Genomic DNA, 19,207 nt, shown 5'->3' with positions numbered 1-19,207 from the left:
TGCGGCTAGTTCGTCAGCCGTGCAAATGATCGGGGACGGAACCGGCTACCGTATCTGCATTTTATCCTCCCGCAACACCCGGTCCAGAAAGTCCACCAGGCGCTCGGCCTGCGCGCGGGTGAAGCACAGGGGGGGCTTGATCTTGATGACGTTTTCGTGCGGACCGTCGGTACTCATCAGGAAACCCAGTTCACGCATTCGGTTCTTCAGGTAGGATGCGGGCGCGGTCGCGGGTGCAAGGTCTTTCCCCGTGAGTTCAAAGCCGAGGAAGAGTCCGGCACCGCGTACTTCAGCAATCAGTGGATAGTTGGCGCGCAACTGATTGAGCAGTCCGGTCAGGTACCCGCCGACTTCAGCGGCCCGTTGTTTTAGTCCTTCTTCCCGTAGCGTGGTCAGCACCGCCAGTCCGGCGGCGCAGCTGACCGGATTGCCACCGAAGGTGTTGAAGTACTCCATGCCGTTGGCGAAAGCCTCCGCCACTCGGGTTGTACAGACAACGGCCGCCAAAGGGTGCCCGTTTCCGAAGGGTTTTCCGATGGTGACGATGTCGGGTACCACGCCCTGCAGTTCGAAGGCCCACCAGTGGCTGCCTACGCGACCCAGGCCCGTTTGCACCTCATCGGCGATAGTGATGCCGCCGTGCGCTCGGACCCGTTTGAATACGGAATCGAGGTAGCCCGGGGGCAGCATCAACTGGCCCCCGCAACTCAGAATGGACTCGGCAATGAAGGTGCGGGGAGCGTCGTCATTCGTATCCCAATCGGGCTGCAGGTGGCGGCGTCGGAGCTGGTCGGGCAGGGGCAGGAGTACGGTTTCCGCGGGCCGGCCGGCGCCGCCCCGGCGACCGAATTTGTAGCTGCTGACGTCGATCGTACGGGTGGTGTTGCCGTGGTACCCCATTTCCATGGCCAGTACCCTGCGGGTGCCGGTTACCGCTTCGGCCATGCGCAGGGCCAGTTCGTTGGCCTCGCTGCCGGAGTTGACGAAATGTACCACGCTCAGTTCGTCGGGCAGCAGGTTGGTAAGTTCATCCGCCAATTCCAGAATGGTGGGGTGGAGGTAGCGGCTGTTGGTGTTGAGGACGGCGGCCTGGCGCTGAATCGCCTCTACTACGCGGGGGTGCTCGTGCCCGACGTGCGCCACGTTGTTGACCGTATCGAGGAACCGCCGTCCCCGGTCATCGTACAGGTAGCTGCCCGAACCACGGAGCACGGTCAGCGGGCGGTGGTAAGATACACTCAGGCTGTACCCCAGCTTGTGGTCTCGCTGTTGGCGCATTTCCTCCGTCGGCGGCAGAGAAGGGCTCTCCGCAGGCACGGGCTGCGGGATAAGGATCCGCGGATCAGGGCAAATGCCGAGCCAGATGTCGCGCTCCTCAGGGTAGGCGACGCCCGGGAATTCAGCGCCGCGGTCCAGCAAGTCGAGCATCAACTGGAAATGCAGGTGGGGCGGCCAACCGCCGTTCTCATCGGAACCACCCAACCGGGCGATAGCCTGACCGCGCTGCACCTGCGTCCCCGCCGGAAAATGGGCTATGGAGGCCGGAGAGAGATGCCCGAAAAGGGAATGAAAGGTAAGTCCGGGAATGGGTTCGTGGCTCAGAATAAGGGTGCCGCCGTAGCCGCCCGGGGTGGGGTCGATACCGCAGTGCCGGACCGTGCCGTCGATGGGAGCGAAGACCGTCCCGCCGGAATCGCGCGCCCAGAAGTCCAGGCCGAGGTGTACGCTCCGCCAGCGAGGACCACTGTTTCCCTCCCCGGCGAAGGCATCGGTGGTGTAGACGGGCCTGACCTCCCCGTACCCGCCTACTCCGATGTCGGCGTCCAGGTCCTCCAGCACCCGGCGCATGTGCTTGACGAAGGCCGGCAACTGCTCGAAATTGCGATTGAGACCGAGCTGCCGACTGCCCACACCGAGGTCAATCGGAACAAGACGTCCTTCTAGGGCCATCACCGGCGCAGGAGCGGCCGTGGCGGCCCAGTCCAGGAATGTGCGGAGCCGGGGGTGGGCCGATCGGTCGGTGGCGACCCGGAAGGTGGCCAGGGCAAGCACCGGATGCACTTCGCGTAAGCGACGCAGCAACGCCCAGGCGGGAGCTTCGGAGATGGACAGGTAGGCGTTGTCGGGCTTGAGCCGACGGTTTTCCGCGGCCGCGGTAACGGTGAGCAACAACCGGCCGCAGATCAGGGGGAATAGGGCGGCTAGCTCTTCATCGGTAACCGGAAAGACGGAGTAGAAACCCTCGACCACATCGCGCATGGCCCCGAGCGGATCGGGTTCCGACATTCCGGCGTAGGCGCAGGCTACTGCCAGTTCGCTGATGGTCGCGGTGTACACCGTGTCGCCGAAATCGATCACCCCGCAGATGGCCTCCCCCGTTTGATCCACCAGCAGGTTGTGCTCGTGGGCATCGTTGTAGCAGACGCTCCGCCGCAATCTGTCAAAGTCACAACCGTCCACCAAGTCGAAAAAGTAGTTGGCAAGTGCGACTTCTTCCCCCGTCAGCAGCGGGACCAAGCGGCGGGCGCCGGACGCCGCGGCGGGATCCCACTTGTAAACACGGTGCGCGGCCGGCAGATCGAGATCTTGCAGGGCGTGGGCCAGATGGCCGCAGGTAGCCCCCCAATTCCGGCGCAGGGCTGCTGTACGGGGCGTCACATTGTCGAGGGGGCGTCCCGGTACCCAGCTATGCAGGCGCACGCTCCCGTGGCCGGCAGCCTGATCGGGGTCGAGAGAAGCCACAATGCGGGGGGTGGCGAAGGGCAGCTCGCGGTTTGCAAGGAAGCGCAGGATGGGGGCCTGATCGAAACTCTCGGGGGCGCTGATCTTGAGCAGGTACTCCGCTCCGTTCGGGAGGGAAAGGTGAAAATTCTGGTCCACCTCACCGGGCAGGGGGGTGACGGATAAGGCCTCATCTCCGGCATCTTCCCCCACCGGGTAGGGTAATCCGATGGAATCAAATAAGCGCGGCAGGAGGTCGGTGGCGATCATGGCGGCTAAGCTACGCGGGGTAGCGGTTTTCGCAAATCCCGGGCGCGAAAGTATGCACATACTGCTTCGACAAAGTCCGAAGCCCCGCTTAGTCCCTCACTTTTTTACCATTCGTAACACAGGTATTACCGTTCAGCACATATGGTGGCTCAACGTTGCGGAGAGGGTAGAGGAGCCCCTACATTTGGCTCAAGCTAAAGAATTAGAGATTCCGATTTGACACAGAGAGAGGCACTATGACAACACCAGTTTAGGCGAATTAAGCATATAGCTACTTGGAGACACTTTGTACATCAATTCATGACTCAGTCGCCACGGTTTTTTGGCAAAATGAGTTCGTCACCCGATTTCGTCACTCGAAATCGGGTGACTTTTTTTGGCAAAATTGATGGACTATAAAACAGATCAAAGCAGCATGTTCACGGCGGAAGGATAATATTTTTGCCAATAAATGCGCTTTTTTACTACTTTTAACAGGATGTTACCGCTTTTGTAGGCCGTGATTCCTTTATCTATCCCAAACGTATAGTGCCCTACGGTAAGACTTTACTATTCTGCTTCTGGCTGCTTGCCCTTCCGTTGGCGAGCCAGTCGGATGATGGAGTACCCGAGGGGGGGACGCCGCGCATGTACCAGCAGTACGACCGGGCCGAGAACCTAATCATGGCTTCCCTCAACGACAGCGCAGCGGTCATCCTGTCCAGTATGCGCAATTGTCTGGACGAGCGCGACAAACTGCTGACCCCCTTTGGATTGCACGTACGTCTGAAGCTGGCCTACGCCCTGGAGCGCAACCAGTATTTTACCGAGGCCGTGGCCGAGTTGCTGGGCGTGATGGACGATAGCCGGTTGGTGGGGTTGCCGCGCCTGGAAGCGGAAGCGAATTTGGCTATGGCCCTGATTCACGAGCAGCAGTCGCACCCCGAGAAATGTGAGGAGTACCTGCTGCGGGCCGAGCGGATCGTGCGTGAGAATCGGCTCCGGGAGGTCATGCCCTACCTCTATATCCGCCTGGCCTCCTACCACCGCTTGTTCCGCAACCTAGATACCGCCGAGCGGTACGGTCGACTGGCCCTGAACCACGCGCTGGACAAGGGGCAAATGGACCACGAAGCCACAGCCCACTTGTTGCTCAGTCTGATTTACCGGGCTACCGACCATGTGGCCAGCGAATACCACCTTCGGCAAAGTGCCCGGCTCTACCGGAAGCTGCACAGCGAGATCAACCACATGATCGTCATGCTGAACCTCAGCAACTTGCAACTCGAAAAGCAGAACCACGAGCAGGCGCTCGTAAGCAACGACTCCGCCTGGTACTATAGTCGGATCGCCGAGGAGCGGGGAAGTCATACCGATGATTATAGAAGCCTGATGCTTGCCCAACGAAGCCATATTTTTCGCGCGGCCGGACAATTGGATTCCGCGCTTTACTACCTCGACAAAAGCCGGGCCGAGGAATTGGACCGGGTGGAACAGGTGAGCGCAGAGCGCGTAGCGGAGGTGGAGGCCCGCTACAACAATGCCAAGAAGGAACAGCAGATCCAACAACAGGCCCAGCAACTGGCCTTCAAAAAGAAACGGGAGCAATGGCTCATGTGGTTGGTGCTGCTGGCCGTGGTCAGCCTGGGCGTGGTCGCCATCAACTACATTCGCCTGCGGCGGGCCAACGCCGCCCTGGCCCGCCAAAGTCGCATCATTCACGCCCAGAACGATGAACTGGCGGGGGCCCTGCGCGAGCAACAGTTATTGCGCGGGGAAATCCACCACCGCGTGAAGAATAACCTTCAGATCATCATCGGATTGCTCGACCTCCAGATCGAGGAAGTGGATGACCCGGCAGTGCGGAGCAGCCTGGAATCTATGGGGGGGCGTGTCTACAGTATGGCCGCCATCCATGAGATCCTGTACCGGGAAGGGCGGGTGGAGACGATCAACTTCCGGCGCTACGTAGAGAAAATCTGCGAGCACACCCGCACCATTACCAGCATAGAATCGCCCTGCCGCTTTTACCTAGACATCCCGGATTGGGAGTACAACCTGGATACCGCCATTCCACTGGGTACCATCTTGAATGAACTGCTGACCAACAGCTTTAAATACGGGACCAACTCGGGCACAGACCTGGAAATCAGCATCAAACTGGACCGCGAGGGCGAGGATTACCGGTTGGAATATCGCGACAATGGCCCGGGATATCCGGTGGGCACCCTGGTCGAACGGGACGGAGGTCTGGGCACCTACCTGGTTAATGGAATGGCCCGTCAGCTGCGCGGCAGCGTGAAAACCTTCAACCGGGAGGGTGCCTGCACCGTCGTGGTTTTCAGCGGCAAGAATGCCCCGTCGACCGGCCGCGAAAATTTCCGACTCACACCTAATTCTGCTAACGTGGAGCCTGTATTGGCCAATACCTGATTTTATATTTTCCGTCTGCTTTTGCTTTTCGGCACCGACTTGATCCCATGACAACAACCCCCCACCAACGCTACAAAATCCTCATCCTGGAGGATGAGGTGATCATTGCCGATACCATTGCGCGACACCTGGTCCGGAACGGTCACGAAGTGGTGGGTACCGCTATTTCCTTTGATGATGCCGTCGAGCTCTACCACGATACCCAGCCCGACCTGGCCCTGTTGGATATTCGGGTAGACGGTGAGAAAAGCGGCGTGGATTTTGCTCATTTCCTGCGGGGGCAGAGCCACCCGATCCCCTTTATCTTCCTTACCTCCCAGACGGATGCCGGCCATATCGCCCAGGTGCGCGAGACTTTCCCTATGGGGTACCTGAGCAAGCCCATCCAGGCCGGCAGCCTGCTCGCTACCATCGAAGTGGCCATGCACAACCACCGTGCCGGGTCCGAGAAGCCGGCCGGAACCGTAGTCCTGCGCGACGGACGGCAGACCTACCGCATCTCCGTTGAAACCATCACCTACCTGCAGGCCAGCCACGTATACGTAAAGATCAATCAGGTCGGACAGGCCCCGCTCATGCTGCGCACTACACTTAGCGACCTGATCGATGAGCTCGGCGAAGACCAGTTCATCCAGACGCACCGGAGCTACGCGGTGAATCTGGCCCACGTCACCCGCTTCGATAAGGAAAACATCTACGTCGGCGACACGGCCCTTCCGGTCAGTCGCAGCCGACGCGGTCAGGTGCTGGCCCGCCTTTAAGATCGTAAACAATGGCCGCCGCTGCCGCGTAAGCAAGGGTACCCCATTTTGACCCATGTTGCGTTCTTATCTGCTTGCCGGCCTGTTCTTTCCACTTTTCCTTTCCGCTCAGCCGGAAGTGCTCCGCGTCGGCGTTGCGGACGCCCCGCCGTACTGCATCGACGATGGGGAGGGCAATTGGTACGGCATGGCGGTGCAGCTCTGGCAGCTGGTCGCCGAGAGGGAGCAATTGAGGTATGAAGTGGTTGACTTTTCGCATCCGGACAGTCTGCTGCCCCACCTTACCGCCGGGGACCTCGACGTAGTGCTTTTCTCCACCCTCGATCCCGGGGCGGAGCGCCGGGTAGATTTTCTGCAGGCTTATCACCACAGCAGTCTGGGCGTGGCGCTTCCGAAAACAAATGGTCTGTGGACCACCCTGCGCGGACTTTTCACCCTACAGTTCCTGTACATTGTGGTGGGACTTTCCGTCCTGTTGCTAATTGTCGGCGTCGTCGTCTACTTGTTGGAGCGTAACCGCAACGACGATCAGTTCGGCGGGGAAAGGTCAACCTGGCAGGGCATCGGGTCGGGCTTTTGGTGGGCGGGGGTTACGATGACCACCATCGGCTACGGAGACAAGGCACCCCGCAGCCTGGCTGGCCGGGCTGTAGCCATGCTGTGGATGCTGGTGGCCCTGGCCGTTACTTCCAGCCTTACCGCCGCCATCATTGCCGCGACCCAGGCAACCCAACCCCTCAAATTCCCGGAAGGACTTCGCTCCCGGGCCGTTGGGGTAGTGGATGAATCGCCCGCCGAAAACTACCTGGCTTCCGAAGGGCTGGATTTTCAGGTTTTCGATTCGCCGCGCGCCGGACTGGAAGCCATGCAGGAGAAGCAACTCGATGCTTTCGTATCCGACGTTACCACGCTACGTTACGTCATCGACGAGTACGACGGAATTTCCGCCGCCATTGAAGCGACCGACGCCGAGCCTGAAGCGTATGCCTTCGCTGTGCGCCAGGGTAGTCCGCTGCGGGAACCCCTCGACGAAGCCGTTATCCAGATCACCCTCACCAAATTGTGGCGAGAAATAAAAAACACCTATGATGCCACACGCAAAGTCCCCCGATCGGCCCCCCGCCGCCGGTAATTTCGCTCGTTACCCACCCACTACCGACCGGTCACTCAGGGTGATGAGCGCCGCTGACGAACTGCTGCTGGAGTGGGGTGCGCAGCAGCTTACGGCGGAAGATCAACCCCTGGTGATCCACGACCGCTTTGGAGCGGTGACCCTGAGCCTGCCGGGCCACCCCGTTTTCCTGTCTTCCTTCCACAGTCAGGAGGAGGCACTGCGGCGGAATGCCAGTAGTGCGATGCCACGGCTTGCGACGGTTTTCGACCACTCAGTTGACGTGCGTCACGCGGTAATGCGGGTACCAAAGTCGCTGGAACTTTGGGAGGTATATTTGGCTACTCTGGCGCATGCGGCGGCGCCGGATCTACAGGTAGCGGCGGGTTTCATGACCAAATACTTTACCCCCCGCCTGCTGGAGGTAGCTGGAAAGTACGCAGGAACGGTGCGACAATCCCGGGCACGCAAAAAGGCGCGCTTGCTGATGTTGAGTGATTTCATTGTACCGGATGGGTCAGTGCGGCCGCCTTCCGCGCGGGTACCGTGCAAGTCACTCGGCTACGCCAGCCGGGTTTACCGGCAATACTATGGGGTGTTCAGCGGAGACCACATCGACTACGCCACGCAATTTCTGCTGGAACAGTGGGAAGCGTTGGCCCTGCCGGCGCAGTGGAGCCCGGCTAGGGTGCTGGACATAGGTTGTGGCAACGGCATCATTGGCGGAGAGTTGTTGGTGCGGTACGCCGGGGCAGACCTTACCGCCACGGACGATGCACTGTTGGCCGTAGAGAGTGCCCGACTGAATCTACCCACGGACCGGGCCACGGTGCTGTACGACCATTCACTTGTCGATATTCCCTCTTCTTCCCATGACCTGGTGGTGACCAACCCTCCTTTTCATTTCGGCCACGAAAACAACATAGAGGTAAGCCTCGAGCTGTTTCGCCAGGCCCACCGCATACTGAGTCCCGGCGGGTACCTGGTAGTGGTAGCCAATCGGCACCTGAACTACGGCAGCCACCTGGTCAAATGGTTCGCAGAAGTAGGGGAGCCAGCAGTCAACGACAAGTACGTGGTCTACCGCTGCCGGCACTAGCCGAAGGATTTATAATCAATAAGGTAAGAGCGGTTGGCCCCGAAGTTGGGTATCCGGCCACGGGATATCTGACGACGCCATCTCCTGAGCGTGCCGAAGCTGAGTCTCCACAGTTTCCGACAATCCCGCAGGTATTCTTCTACCGCGTTAGTTTGCCCGGCGGCCAGCAAACTTTCCGCCAGCAACATGCTGGGGCCGAGTGATTTTAGCTGCGGAGAGCCCGGCGTGCGGGCCGATTCAAGAAGGTACTCAGTGGCACGGTCGATGCGGCCGTGGCGCAGTTCCATTAGACCCAGCAGGGTATTGGCCTGGTGGATTGCGTTTCCGTAGTTGGGGCTTTCCCGGAAGTTTTCCGCAGCGGCCAGATAGTTCTTTGCCAGCCGGTCGACGGCGTGGTAATCACGCCGGGCGTAGGCGTGTAGCAGAACCCGCCCGAGTTGAACGAATTCAGTTTCCATATGGGGGGTATTTAGGTGAACTGGCACCTTGATAACACCCCGGAATATGGCCAGGTTATGAAATTTCAAATAATTTGTCGGCGAAACAATAGCTTGGCCAACAAAATTGCGGCTAGGGCACGAATTAGCCGGTTAACCGAACGATTTGTAATCGAGGAGATGCGACAGGTTGGCACCGAAATCGGGCGTCCGGCCGCGCCGGATGTTCAACTTCCACATCCAGATCCTTCCGAAGCTCAGTTTCCAGATCTTGCCGCAGTGCGTCAGGTATTCCAGGACGGTCTGCGTACGACCGGCTTCCAGCAATTTCTTGGCGAGCAGCATATTCGGACCCATACCCGACAACTGCGGGGATCCCGGTGTGCAGGCCGCCCGGACGAGGTATTGCTCCGCTACTTCGATGCGGCCACGCTCGAGTTCAAGCAATCCGAGGACCGTATTGGCCTGGTGGATGGCATTACCGTAATGGCGACTGTCGGCGTAGCGTTCCGCGATCCGCAGGTAATCCTCCGCCAAGCGGCGAACGATATGCCGCTCACAGGAAGCATAGGCTTTGAGTAGAGAAACCCCGTAGTGAACGAAGCGGTTCCCGGTTGCGGGAACGGGTGGCAGGGTAGTTGCCACAAGTGTAGGTGTATTCATGAGAGAAACGCTAAAAATCAAATGCGCCTTAAAGATAGAAGAACTTCTCTAATATATCCCATAAATTTTCAGTCGGCGGTTCCAACCGCTTTCACCGTGATTTAGGGGGTGATTGGTCCTTGTAATGGTTCTGCATACCATCACACCTACCCACAACGACGCCACAGATGTACCGGGAGGATTTTTAACATAAGTGGGGGAGGGTGTTGCTTTGAATTGCGGTCCGGAGTGCTCATTTGGCGGGGTCCGCTTCTCCCGGTAACTCCGTGCTTCAAGAAATAAGGACCTAATTCTGGTATCCGCCGTACTATTGTTATAGGGACTGTATAAATCTATAAACCTGACCCCATTCGGCATTATTACCGGAGCGCCGTACCGCCCCCGCTACCATTAACTACCCTCCAAATGAACGCAACCGATAAACTGTTTCAGCACATTCGCGCCGGTGAGGCCGCCGCGGTCAGGGAAATGCTGCAGGTTGATCCGGGATTGGTCGAAGCCCGGGATGCCCGGGGATCGACGCCGCTGTTGTTGGCAACCTACCTGGAGCAGTTGGAAGTGGCCCGCGTGCTGATGGAGGCGGGGGCCGATCCCAACGGTCGCGACGGAGCGGGCAATACGCCGCTGATGGGGGTTTGCTTCAAGGGCAACGCCAAGATTGCCCGATACCTGATCGAGCAAGGGGCCGATCCCTCGGCTACCAATCCCAGCGGCGGCACCGCGCTCATCTTTGCCGCTACTTTCAACCGACCGGAAATGGTGGACCTGCTCCTGGAGTCGGGTGCCGACCCTGCCACGAAAGACGGTAATGGCCTGACCGCGGCCGATCACGCCCGAAACCAGGGCCTCACCCAACTGGCCGATCGCCTGCGCCGACCCGCGTAGGGTAGGGGCGCTTTCGCTGACACAATTGGAGGGGAATACCGAAAGGATCGCGCAGCATGACCAAATGCGTGCCTGGCTCGGGGCTGATTTCCTCGACCACCTTCCCACCGGCCAGCGTCAGGGTATCGCGTAGGGCGGCAGCATCGGAGGTCTGCAGGGCGAAGTGAAAGGTGAGAGGTGGCGTTCCGCGAAGTCGTCGACGGCACCCAGAGGATTGTGGTACAACTCAAGATACCCGGCCTGTAACATACGCCAGAAAAGTGGTGAAGACCGGCCCCTCCCCCCGGTAATGCACGCCGGCGTGTAAGTGCGTTACCTACCAGTCGCCCACCGCGACCGGGTAGTGTGCGTTGAGTTCGAGGTGTTCAAAAAGCATAGGGGGCGCGTTGGGGTATCCAAGATCGGCCTTGCACCGGTTGTCGGTAGGCGCCCTCCCGGCGGTACATTTCCTGGCAGTCGACGTATACCGTAGAAGGTGGGGTAGTGGGGAAACTTGTGACCTTTATTTTGCTTGCCGTGTTAATTGGTCAAATTCCCGCTGCATGCCCTTCCTCGCCATACCCCAAATTCTTGGTGGTTATACCCCGATCGCCTGGGTGGTCTTCGCCGCCATCGTTCTGGTGGTGCTGCTGATCATCCGGTATTTTTACACCCTGTTGCGGGAGGAATAACCACCGCAGCACGGCATTCTGCCACCTGACCCGGCACCCGCGCGCCGCCGCCCCGACGGATGGTGCACTGCAGCCAACTTCTCGTTTCCGCTAGCCAACGAATCTGGGCCCTTACCGTTATTGATGCCATGACGACGGAAGATTTCAAACGTATTTCCGACACCGTGCCCCGGCAGCCCGGCGTATACCGTTTCATCGGACCAGACGAAACCATTTTGTACGTGGGCAAAGCCAAGATGCTGCGCAATCGCGTCGCCAGCTACTTCGGGGACCGCAAGGACCGGCTGAACCGCACCCGGGTGATGGTGAAGAACGCCGCCCGCCTGGAATTTACGATCGTGGAAACGGAGGCCGACGCCCTGTTGCTCGAGAATGCCCTCATCAAGACTCACCAGCCCCGTTACAACGTCAACCTCAAGGATGACAAGAATTACAGCTACATCTGCATCAAGAATGAGCGTTTTCCGCGGGTATTCATCACGCGGCAGGTGTGGCGTGACGGCAGCTATTACTTCGGGCCTTACACCAGCAAGGGGCGGCTGAAGATCATCCTGGATTTGGTGAAGACGCTCTTCCCCCTGCGCACCTGCAACCTGAACCTTAGCCCCGAAAATATTGCCGCCGGCAAGTTCAAGGTTTGCCTGGAATACCACATCAAGAACTGCGAAGGCCCCTGCGTGGGTGAGGAATCGGAGGAGTCCTACAACGAGAAAATAGAACAGGTCAAGAATATCCTGAAAGGAAATTTCACCGAAGTCAAGCGGCACTTCCAGGCCGAAATGGAGGAACTGGCGGAGAACCTGGAATTCGAGCGGGCCCAGCAGATCGCCGACAAGCTGAAGGCCTTTGAAAAGTACCAGAGCAAGTCGACCATCGTGAGCACAAGCCTGCGCGACATCGACGTCTTCGGACTCGCCACCGACGAAAAGGAGGCCTACCTGAACTACATCAAGATCGTCAACGGCGCCGTGATCCACACCCACACGCAAGAGATCGAGATGAACCTGGACGACGACCGCGAAAGCTTACTCAGCTACGCGATCCCCGAACTGCGCGAGCGCTTCAACAGTATCGCGCCCGAGATCATTCTGGCCGAAGAGCTGGAACTGGCGGGAGTGGAGGCCACCGTGACGGTGCCCAAGATCGGCGATAAGAAAAAGCTGCTGGAGCTGAGCGAGAAGAATGCCAAATACATGCTGCTGCAGCGCAAGAAACAGCGCATCAGCCACGCCAACCGGCAGACGCCCGCCGAGCGCATCCTTCGACAACTGCAGGCCGACCTCCAAATGGACGAACTGCCGATGCACCTGGAATGCTTCGACAACTCCAACATCCAGGGCAGCAATCCCGCCAGCGCCTGCGTGGTTTTCAAAAACGCCAAACCCAGCAAGAAGGACTACCGCCACTACAACATCAAGACGGTGACGGGGCCGGACGACTTCGCCAGCATGCAGGAAGTAGTACACCGCCGCTATCGCCGGCTGATGGACGAGGGGGAGCCGCTGCCGCAACTGGTCATTATCGACGGCGGCAAGGGGCAGCTAAGTCACGCCATGGAGAGCATCGACCTGCTCGGCCTGCGCGGCAAGATGACGGTAGTAGGCATCGCCAAACGATTGGAGGAAATCTACTTTCCGGACGACCCCGTACCGCTGCACATCAACAAGAAATCAGAGTCCCTGCGCCTGATCCAGCAGGCCCGCGACGAAGCCCATCGCTTCTCCCTGCGCCACCACCGCAACAAGCGCAGCAAGGGCATGATCCAGACCGAACTGCTGAACATTCCGGGGGTGGGGGAGAAGACCGTCCAGAAACTGATCTCCCACTTCGGCAGCACCAAAAAGGTCAAGAACGCGCTGGCCAGCGAAATTGCCGAGGTCACCAACCTGAGCACGGCCAAGAAAGTACTCGATTACTTCCGCCGCCAGGAAGTGGCGGCCGGCGAAGTGCCCCGCGACCGCGGCTGATCGTACCTTTGGATATGCCCTGGATACTGTCACTTTTGCCCTTGCTGTTCCTGCTCTCCTGTCGCGACGACTTCAATTTGCAGGGCGAATTCAGGGATATCCCCGTCATATACGGTTATCTAGACGCGGCGGAGCCGGTACACTACCTGCGGGTGGAAAGGGCCATCGCTGGCCAGCAGGACACTGGGGCGCAGCCCGGTGACCCTGAGCAGCTCTACTACGGTGCCGGCGAAGCCACGGTATTGCTTACCAACCTCAACAGCCAGGTGACCGTAGAGCTGGAACGTATTGACGGTGCCACAATCGGTATCCTGCGGGAGGAGGGACCATTTGCCGCCTTGCCCAATATCCTGTACCGGGTAGACGATGCGGCGGTGCGACTGCGGCCCGGGGACGAGGTGGAAGTACGGGTGCAGAGGGCGGAGGCCACCGATGCGGTTGCCTCCACGCGGATGCTGGAGCCGGTAGAAATACTACGCCCATCCACTATGGCCCGCATCGACGATTACCGTCGTCCCTTGCTCGTGACGTGGAATGCCCCGGCCGGAGCGGCCGTGTATGCGGTGCAGCTAATATTTGACGTGCAGGAGATTTACTCCGCCGACCCGGCCCGGGACCGTACCGTGAGCCTGACGTATACCGCTAATGCGGCGTACCGTCCGGACGGAGCAGAGCGCAATGGCGACCAGGTTTCCTTCGCCGTCGATAACGAGGCGATCTTCCGCTTCCTGGGACAGTCGCTGGCACCCGCCGAAAGCGTTACGCGCCGGTTGACGGAGTTTGCCGTCCGGGTGGCCGCCGCGGGACCGGAGGTGGGCACGCTGCTCAAACTGGCCGACGCTAATACCGGGCTTACCGGTGCCCAGCCCCGACCGCGGTACTCCAACGTAAGCGGGGGAGAAGGGCTGGTGACCAGCCGGAGTACCGACCGTCGCACGGGGATCCGGCTTGATGAGGGTAGCCTCGACAGCCTACGGGACGGAAGGTACACGGGTCAGTTAGGGTTTCGGTAGCAATGGTGGTGGGCAGTCCCACGGCCTAAAAAGAGGTGGCGGGTATAAGGCGCTGCGGGTGTGGATCTTAGGAACAATTATTCTCCTCCGCCGTTTGGCGCTCGGGCGTTAACTTTAAAGACGCAACACAACCCACACAACACACGCCATGAGAACACTTTTACCCTACTTCCTCTCCCTACTTCTATCCTTTCTCTTCGCGACAGTCCTGCCGGCGCAGGATATCCTCACCGCTACCGCTCGCCTGAGCGGGCAGCAGGAGGTATTGCCGGTCGCCACCGCAGCCAGTGGTACAGCCACCCTGACCTTCGAAGAAATGGACAACGAGGATTTGCGCGTAACCGTCAGCGGCTCGTTCGAAAACCTCAGTTCGCCCGTGGCCACCGAAATCGGCGGCGGGGCGCACATTCACCTGGCCTACCCCGGCCGGAACGGCGGTGTATTGCAGCCCCTGGCCATTTCCCTTTCGGCTGATTCCCTCTCGGGTACCTTTAAAGCGGAAGCCAACACCTTCGTTTTTTCCGTTGAGGACATAGAAGATGTCGACTTTGGCGGGGCGTACATCAACATTCATACGCGCAATTACCCAGCTGGAGAGCTAAGGGGCATCGTGATACAAGATGGAGTGGAGGCGTACTACGCCAATCTGCTGGGAAGCAATGAAGTACCCTCCGTGATATCCACGGCGCACGGCGCAGTCTTGCTGCTCTATGATGCTTCCGAGAATAGCCTTACGGTAACGGGTTCTTACGACGGACTCATGGATACCCTGGCCACGGCCATCGCGGGCGGTGCCCACCTTCACCTGGGGCTGCCGGGTGCCAATGGCCCGGTCAATATCCCACTAACGGCCACCGAGGATGAAAACCGCCGCGGCGGCATTTTCGCCAGTGAAGACAATACCTTCACCCTCACGACCGAGCAACTGGTCGCACTGCGGGAAGGCCGGTTTTACGCCAACATCCACAGTGGCGCATTCCGCTCCGGAGAGATCCGCGGCCAGGTGCTCCCCCAGGCCGACGTGCTGCTGCGCGCTCACCTGGCGGGCGCCAACGAATGGCCGGTCGTCACGAGCGACGGGTCCGGACAAGTGTTGGGTCACCTGAGCGGTAACACGTTGAGGGTCGTTGGTTCCTTTAAGGATCTTGAATCCCCGGTTGCGACTGACATTGCCGGGGGCGCGCACCTGCATACCGGGTGGGCCGGGGAAAACGGTTCGGTCATCATTCCGCTTGGTTTATCCCTGACGGCCGATTCACTCGGCGGCAGTTTTCCACTCAGTTCCAACGTGTATACCCTCACCGATGAGCAACGGACCCAGCTGATCGATCGGGGAATCTACCTCAACATCCACAGCGCGGACCACCGTTCCGGAGAGATTCGTGGACAGATGCTGCCCGAGAGTCAGGCTGTTTTCACCGCTTTCCTCAACGGGAACCAGCAGATCCCTGCGATACTTTCCCCGGGTCGCGGGATGGTCAAGGTAGAAATGAACGGTAGCCGCCTGATCGCCACCGGTAGCTTCCGCGATCTGGAGAGCGACCTCAATACCGCCATCGCCGGCGGTTCGCACCTGCACGCCGGCTACCCCGGTCAGAGCGGACCGGTAGTCTATTCCCTCACCGCCACCCAGGACGATGGCAATACCAGTGGTCGCTACCTGCCGAACGACAACCGTTTCCAGTTGACGGGTGGGCGCACCGATACCCTCATCGATCGCTTCTTCTACGTCAACGTCCACACCCTCGACCATCCGGGCGGAGAGATTCGGGGCAGTGTATTGGCGGAAGCCGAATCCTACTTCCTGGCTCCGCTTTCCGGGGCCAGTGAGCCGCAGGGCGTCCCGACCGATGCCACGGGAATGGTAGTAGCCGAAGTGCGCGACAGCTCGCTGGTACTCATCGGGTCGTTCGAGGGGCTGGACAGCGATTTTGCCTCTTCGATAGCGGGCGGAATGCACCTGCACCGCGCCATCGCGGGTAGCAACGGCGGCATCGTCACGCCCGTTAACACGGAGATTGACGACGACAACCGCGGAGGAGAAATTGTGGCCGACAGCAACCGCGTGCAGCTTTCCGCCGAACAGTACGGGGCCTTGCGCGACCGCGAACTCTACGCCAACGTACACAGCACCGATTACCCCAGCGGGGCCATCCGCGGCCAACTCCTGCCCCTGGCGCTGAACTACTTTCACACCACTTTCTCCGGGGTCAACGAGCCCGGTTACGTCGCCACTACGGCACAGGGCGGCCTGAAACTCGAATTGATCGATTCTACCCTGATGGTGTCCGGTAGCGTGACCATGCTGGACGGCGACTTTGATGCTTCCGTCGCCGGAGGGGCCCACCTGCACGTTGGGCCGGCCGGACAGAATGGCGGCATAGCCATCCCCCTCAACGCCGATCCCGCAGACGATCTCAAGAGTGCTACCTTCTCGGTGAGCGACAACACTTTCCGGCTGACCGAAACCCAGCTCAACGACCTGCGCCGCGGATGGCTCTACGCCAATATCCACACCACGGAAGTGGCCAGCGGTGAGGCCCGCGGACAAATCCTGGCCGAACTGAACCGCCCGCCCCTCGCCTCGGAAATTCTTCAACCCGCCGACAGCGCCAGTCTGGAACTTTCCGGACCGGCCAATCAGGAATTCCGGGTCACCTACGCCTCGACCACCGACCCCGATGCCGACACCGTAATCTACGTCTGGCAACTGGCCACCGACGCCGAGTTCACCGACGTTATTTTCGGAGCCAATACCGGTCGCGATACCTTTTTCGTAACCGACTTTGGAACAGTAGACGTGTTGCTGGACAGCAGCAGCGTAGCCGTCGGAGATTCCGTAACCCTGTTTCACCGGGTACTGGCCAGCGACGGCAGCAACTACCGGCCCAGTGCCGGGACTGTGGTAACGTTGACGCGGGGTGATCTCGTGGGCACGCGCCTCTACGTTCCCGATGGCTTTGCCGCCCGTACCTTCCCCAATCCGGTCCGGATCGGACAGCAGTTGTACTACGAGCTCGCTACCCGTGAGGCTTTCTCCGGCCGGCTTTTCATCTACTCGCAGCTCGGTCAGTTGCAAGCGGAGCGCAACATCCGCGTTGCTCAGGGCCAGGAGCGCTTTTTACTCGAGACTTCCACGCTTGCCCCGGGGCAGTATTTCCTCACCCTGCGGCACGCCAATGGCAGTCTGATCCACACCGCTCGGTTCATCGCACAGTAGCCCATGGCAGGGTACCCGCGTCGCGCGCTGACGGCATTTTCTCGGGCGCAGACGCGGGTGCCGGCCCTTGCGGCAAAAGCCGGGTAAGCAGGCTGGCTTGCCGACGATACATATAGTTTTCCGATCCGGAACACCTGGTTTTCGGGGAGGGTTATTGTACGCATGATAAGTACCATCAAGGCGCCGCTCGGTGCCACCCTAACCGACGGTGCCGTACACTTTAGTGTCTGGGCACCAAATGCAAAATCCGTCGCCGTCACCGGTGATTTTAACAAATGGAAAGAAGATGGGATCGCCCTCGCTCCGGCCGAGGACGGTTCCGGAGAATGGTCCGGCACGATCAAGAAGGCCAAAGACGGTATGGAATATCAGTTCGTGATTGAAGGCGCCGACGGCGAACGCCGGCAGCGTATCGATCCCCGCGCCCGGCGCGTAACCAACTCAGTAGGCAATGGCGTACTCTACGCCGACGATTTTGACTGGGAGGATGACGACTTCACGATGCCCGCCTGGAACGAGCTGGTCATCTACGAACTGCACGTGGGCACCTTTAACGTCAAGAAGAAGGGTCAGCCCGGCACCTTCGACTCGGTGATCGAGCGGCTCGACTACCTGGTGGATCTCGGCATCAACTGCCTGCACGTTATGCCGGTGTGTGAATTTGCCGGTGATTTCAGCTGGGGATATAATCCGGCCCACCCCTTCGCAGTGGAAGAAGCCTACGGTGGCCCCGACGGCCTGAAGCGACTGGTACGCGCCGCCCACCGTGAAGGCATTGCCGTGGTGCTGGACGTGGTCTACAACCACTTCGGTCCGAGCGACCTATCGCTCTGGCAATTTGACGGATGGAGCGAAAACGACAAGGGCGGTATCTATTTCTACAACGACTGGCGCAGCAGCACGCCCTGGGGTGATACCCGGCCGGACTACGGGCGCAGTGAGGTCAGGACCTACATCCACGACAACGCCATGATGTGGCTCGACGAGTTCCGCTGCGACGGGTTGCGCATGGACATGATCCCCTACATGCGCCACGTAAGCGGTGGAGAGGGCGACGACGACCGGCTGGAAGAAGGCTACAGCCTCCTGCGCTGGATCAACTCCTCGATCGCCGAGCGCTACCCCCACAAGATTACCATCGCCGAAGACCTGCACGGCAATGCCTTCGTCACCGATTCACCGGAAGATGGCGGGTGCGGTTTCAGTACCCAGTGGGACGGTGATTTTGTGCACCCCGTACGTGAGGCCATCATTACACCGGAGGACCGCGACCGCAGCATCCCCTCGCTTACCACGGCGCTGCTGCGTCGTTATTCCCACGACGCCTTCAACCGCACTGTTTACACGGAAAGCCACGACGAGGTATCAAACGGGCGCGCCCGGGTAGTGGAGGAGATCGCCGCCGAATCGGGAAAGGTAGACAACTACTATTCCTTCAAACGGGCCGCCCTCGGGGCCGCCATGACGCTGACCGCTCCCGGCATTCCCATGTTGTTCCAGGGGCAGGCCCTGCTGGAGGACAAGTGGTTCAGCGACCAGGACCCCCTGGACTGGAAACGCCTCAAAAAATTCAGCGGAGTGCGGAACCTGTACCGTGACCTTATCCACAAGCGCCGGAACCTGGAAGGCAACACCCGTGGCTTGCAGGGGCAGCACACCCACGTGCTGGCCGCGGACGACAACGACAAAATACTGGCCTACTTGCGTTGGTACGATAACCCCACGGAGGACGGTGTCCTGGTGGTCCTGAACTTCAGTAACGACACCTTCGACGGCTACGCCATCGGCGTGGACTTTCCTTCGCGGTGGAAGCTGGTCTTTAACAGCGACTGGAAAGGATACAGCAACCATAACGTTGACGTGCCTACCTATCCTTTACTGGAGTCGGAAGCCGTGGAGCAAGACGGCCGACCGCACCGGGTGCTGGTTTCCACCGCACCGTACGGGGTGCACATCTTCGCGCTCGAACTGTAAGCA

At 59.7% G+C, this 19,207-nt stretch carries 13 protein-coding genes and 1 pseudogene; 10 read left to right on the top strand and 4 right to left on the bottom strand.

All coding sequences use genetic code 11. The features are described 5' to 3' along the window. Positions 1-45: 45 nt before the first annotated feature. On the bottom strand, positions 46-2,991 hold the full coding sequence (locus E4021_RS03780; RefSeq protein WP_168797456.1) for an aminotransferase class III-fold pyridoxal phosphate-dependent enzyme: 2,946 nt from the start codon (positions 2,989-2,991) through the stop codon (positions 46-48). A 528-nt stretch (positions 2,992-3,519) separates the two neighbouring features. Between E4021_RS03780 and E4021_RS03775 the strand changes: the two genes are divergently transcribed. The 4 genes from E4021_RS03775 to E4021_RS03760 are packed head-to-tail and all read left to right on the top strand — an operon-like array spanning position 3,520 to position 8,374. Next, positions 3,520-5,403 (top strand): sensor histidine kinase, encoded by a 1,884-nt coding sequence (locus E4021_RS03775; protein ID WP_136456568.1) that lies wholly within the window; start codon positions 3,520-3,522, stop codon positions 5,401-5,403. A gap of 47 nt (positions 5,404-5,450) precedes the next feature. Continuing rightward, on the top strand, positions 5,451-6,164 hold the full coding sequence (locus E4021_RS03770; protein ID WP_136456567.1) for a LytR/AlgR family response regulator transcription factor: 714 nt from the start codon (positions 5,451-5,453) through the stop codon (positions 6,162-6,164). Positions 6,165-6,219: 55 nt separating this feature from the next. Further along, complete coding sequence (locus E4021_RS03765) at positions 6,220-7,296, top strand: ion channel (RefSeq protein ID WP_136456566.1); 1,077 nt, start codon at positions 6,220-6,222, stop codon at positions 7,294-7,296. Continuing rightward, positions 7,250-8,374, top strand: coding sequence for a class I SAM-dependent methyltransferase (locus E4021_RS03760; protein WP_136456565.1), 1,125 nt, complete (start codon positions 7,250-7,252; stop codon positions 8,372-8,374). The genes E4021_RS03765 and E4021_RS03760 overlap by 47 nt, the downstream gene beginning before the upstream one ends. Here the strand turns inward: E4021_RS03760 and E4021_RS03755 are convergent. Both E4021_RS03755 and E4021_RS03750 read right to left on the bottom strand, forming a co-directional pair. After that, positions 8,371-8,832 carry a hypothetical protein gene (locus E4021_RS03755; RefSeq protein ID WP_136456564.1) on the bottom strand — a complete coding sequence of 154 codons (462 nt, stop codon included), beginning with the start codon at positions 8,830-8,832 and terminating at the stop codon, positions 8,371-8,373. The two genes, E4021_RS03760 and E4021_RS03755, sit on opposite strands and share 4 nt — an antisense overlap. A 132-nt stretch (positions 8,833-8,964) precedes the next feature. Further along, complete coding sequence (locus E4021_RS03750; RefSeq protein ID WP_136456563.1) at positions 8,965-9,456, bottom strand: hypothetical protein; 492 nt, start codon at positions 9,454-9,456, stop codon at positions 8,965-8,967. Positions 9,457-9,879: 423 nt separating this feature from the next. Between E4021_RS03750 and E4021_RS03745 the strand changes: the two genes are divergently transcribed. Next, complete coding sequence (locus tag E4021_RS03745) at positions 9,880-10,359, top strand: ankyrin repeat domain-containing protein (protein ID WP_136456562.1); 480 nt, start codon at positions 9,880-9,882, stop codon at positions 10,357-10,359. On the opposite strand, the pseudogene E4021_RS18540 reads toward E4021_RS03745, so the two are convergent. Further along, positions 10,322-10,519, bottom strand: a pseudogene (locus tag E4021_RS18540) (VOC family protein); the annotation flags it as partial. The gene E4021_RS03745 and the pseudogene E4021_RS18540 sit on opposite strands and share 38 nt — an antisense overlap. A 382-nt stretch (positions 10,520-10,901) precedes the next feature. On the opposite strand from E4021_RS18540, the gene E4021_RS18450 reads away from it, so the two are divergent. From E4021_RS18450 to E4021_RS03720, 5 genes are all read left to right on the top strand, one after another. Continuing rightward, positions 10,902-11,030 (top strand): hypothetical protein, encoded by a 129-nt coding sequence (locus E4021_RS18450; RefSeq protein ID WP_262712767.1) that lies wholly within the window; start codon positions 10,902-10,904, stop codon positions 11,028-11,030. Between the two features lie 128 nt (positions 11,031-11,158). After that, positions 11,159-12,997, top strand: coding sequence for an excinuclease ABC subunit UvrC (uvrC, locus tag E4021_RS03735; protein ID WP_136456561.1), 1,839 nt, complete (start codon positions 11,159-11,161; stop codon positions 12,995-12,997). A 14-nt stretch (positions 12,998-13,011) separates the two neighbouring features. Continuing rightward, positions 13,012-14,010 (top strand): DUF4249 family protein, encoded by a 999-nt coding sequence (locus E4021_RS03730; RefSeq protein ID WP_136456560.1) that lies wholly within the window; start codon positions 13,012-13,014, stop codon positions 14,008-14,010. A 148-nt stretch (positions 14,011-14,158) separates the two neighbouring features. Next, entirely contained in the window at positions 14,159-17,230 is a 3,072-nt protein-coding gene (locus E4021_RS03725) for a CHRD domain-containing protein (protein ID WP_136456559.1), read from the top strand. Positions 17,231-17,392: 162 nt separating this feature from the next. Beyond that, on the top strand, positions 17,393-19,204 hold the full coding sequence (locus E4021_RS03720; RefSeq protein ID WP_136456558.1) for an alpha-amylase family glycosyl hydrolase: 1,812 nt from the start codon (positions 17,393-17,395) through the stop codon (positions 19,202-19,204). Positions 19,205-19,207: the final 3 nt, after the last annotated feature.

The organism is Neolewinella litorea, assembly GCF_004803465.1.
GTDB lineage: Bacteria > Bacteroidota > Bacteroidia > Chitinophagales > Saprospiraceae > Neolewinella > Neolewinella litorea.
Note: the sequence above shows the minus strand (reverse complement) of the source record. Positions and strands in the feature narration are given on the sequence as shown.

Bases quoted from the DNA above. Each gene is read 5' to 3' on its own strand.
- E4021_RS03760 (WP_136456565.1), top strand. From the start codon at position 7,250: ATGATGCCACACGCAAAGTCCCCCGATCGGCCCCCCGCCGCCGGTAAT.
- uvrC (WP_136456561.1), top strand. From the start codon at position 11,159: ATGACGACGGAAGATTTCAAACGTATTTCCGACACCGTGCCCCGGCAG.
- E4021_RS03720 (WP_136456558.1), top strand. From the start codon at position 17,393: ATGATAAGTACCATCAAGGCGCCGCTCGGTGCCACCCTAACCGACGGT.
- E4021_RS18450 (WP_262712767.1), top strand. From the start codon at position 10,902: ATGCCCTTCCTCGCCATACCCCAAATTCTTGGTGGTTATACCCCGATC.
- E4021_RS03730 (WP_136456560.1), top strand. From the start codon at position 13,012: ATGCCCTGGATACTGTCACTTTTGCCCTTGCTGTTCCTGCTCTCCTGT.
- E4021_RS03770 (WP_136456567.1), top strand. From the start codon at position 5,451: ATGACAACAACCCCCCACCAACGCTACAAAATCCTCATCCTGGAGGAT.
- E4021_RS03745 (WP_136456562.1), top strand. From the start codon at position 9,880: ATGAACGCAACCGATAAACTGTTTCAGCACATTCGCGCCGGTGAGGCC.
- E4021_RS03765 (WP_136456566.1), top strand. From the start codon at position 6,220: ATGTTGCGTTCTTATCTGCTTGCCGGCCTGTTCTTTCCACTTTTCCTT.
- E4021_RS03725 (WP_136456559.1), top strand. From the start codon at position 14,159: ATGAGAACACTTTTACCCTACTTCCTCTCCCTACTTCTATCCTTTCTC.
- E4021_RS03755 (WP_136456564.1), bottom strand. From the start codon at position 8,832: ATGGAAACTGAATTCGTTCAACTCGGGCGGGTTCTGCTACACGCCTAC.
- E4021_RS03780 (WP_168797456.1), bottom strand. From the start codon at position 2,991: ATGATCGCCACCGACCTCCTGCCGCGCTTATTTGATTCCATCGGATTA.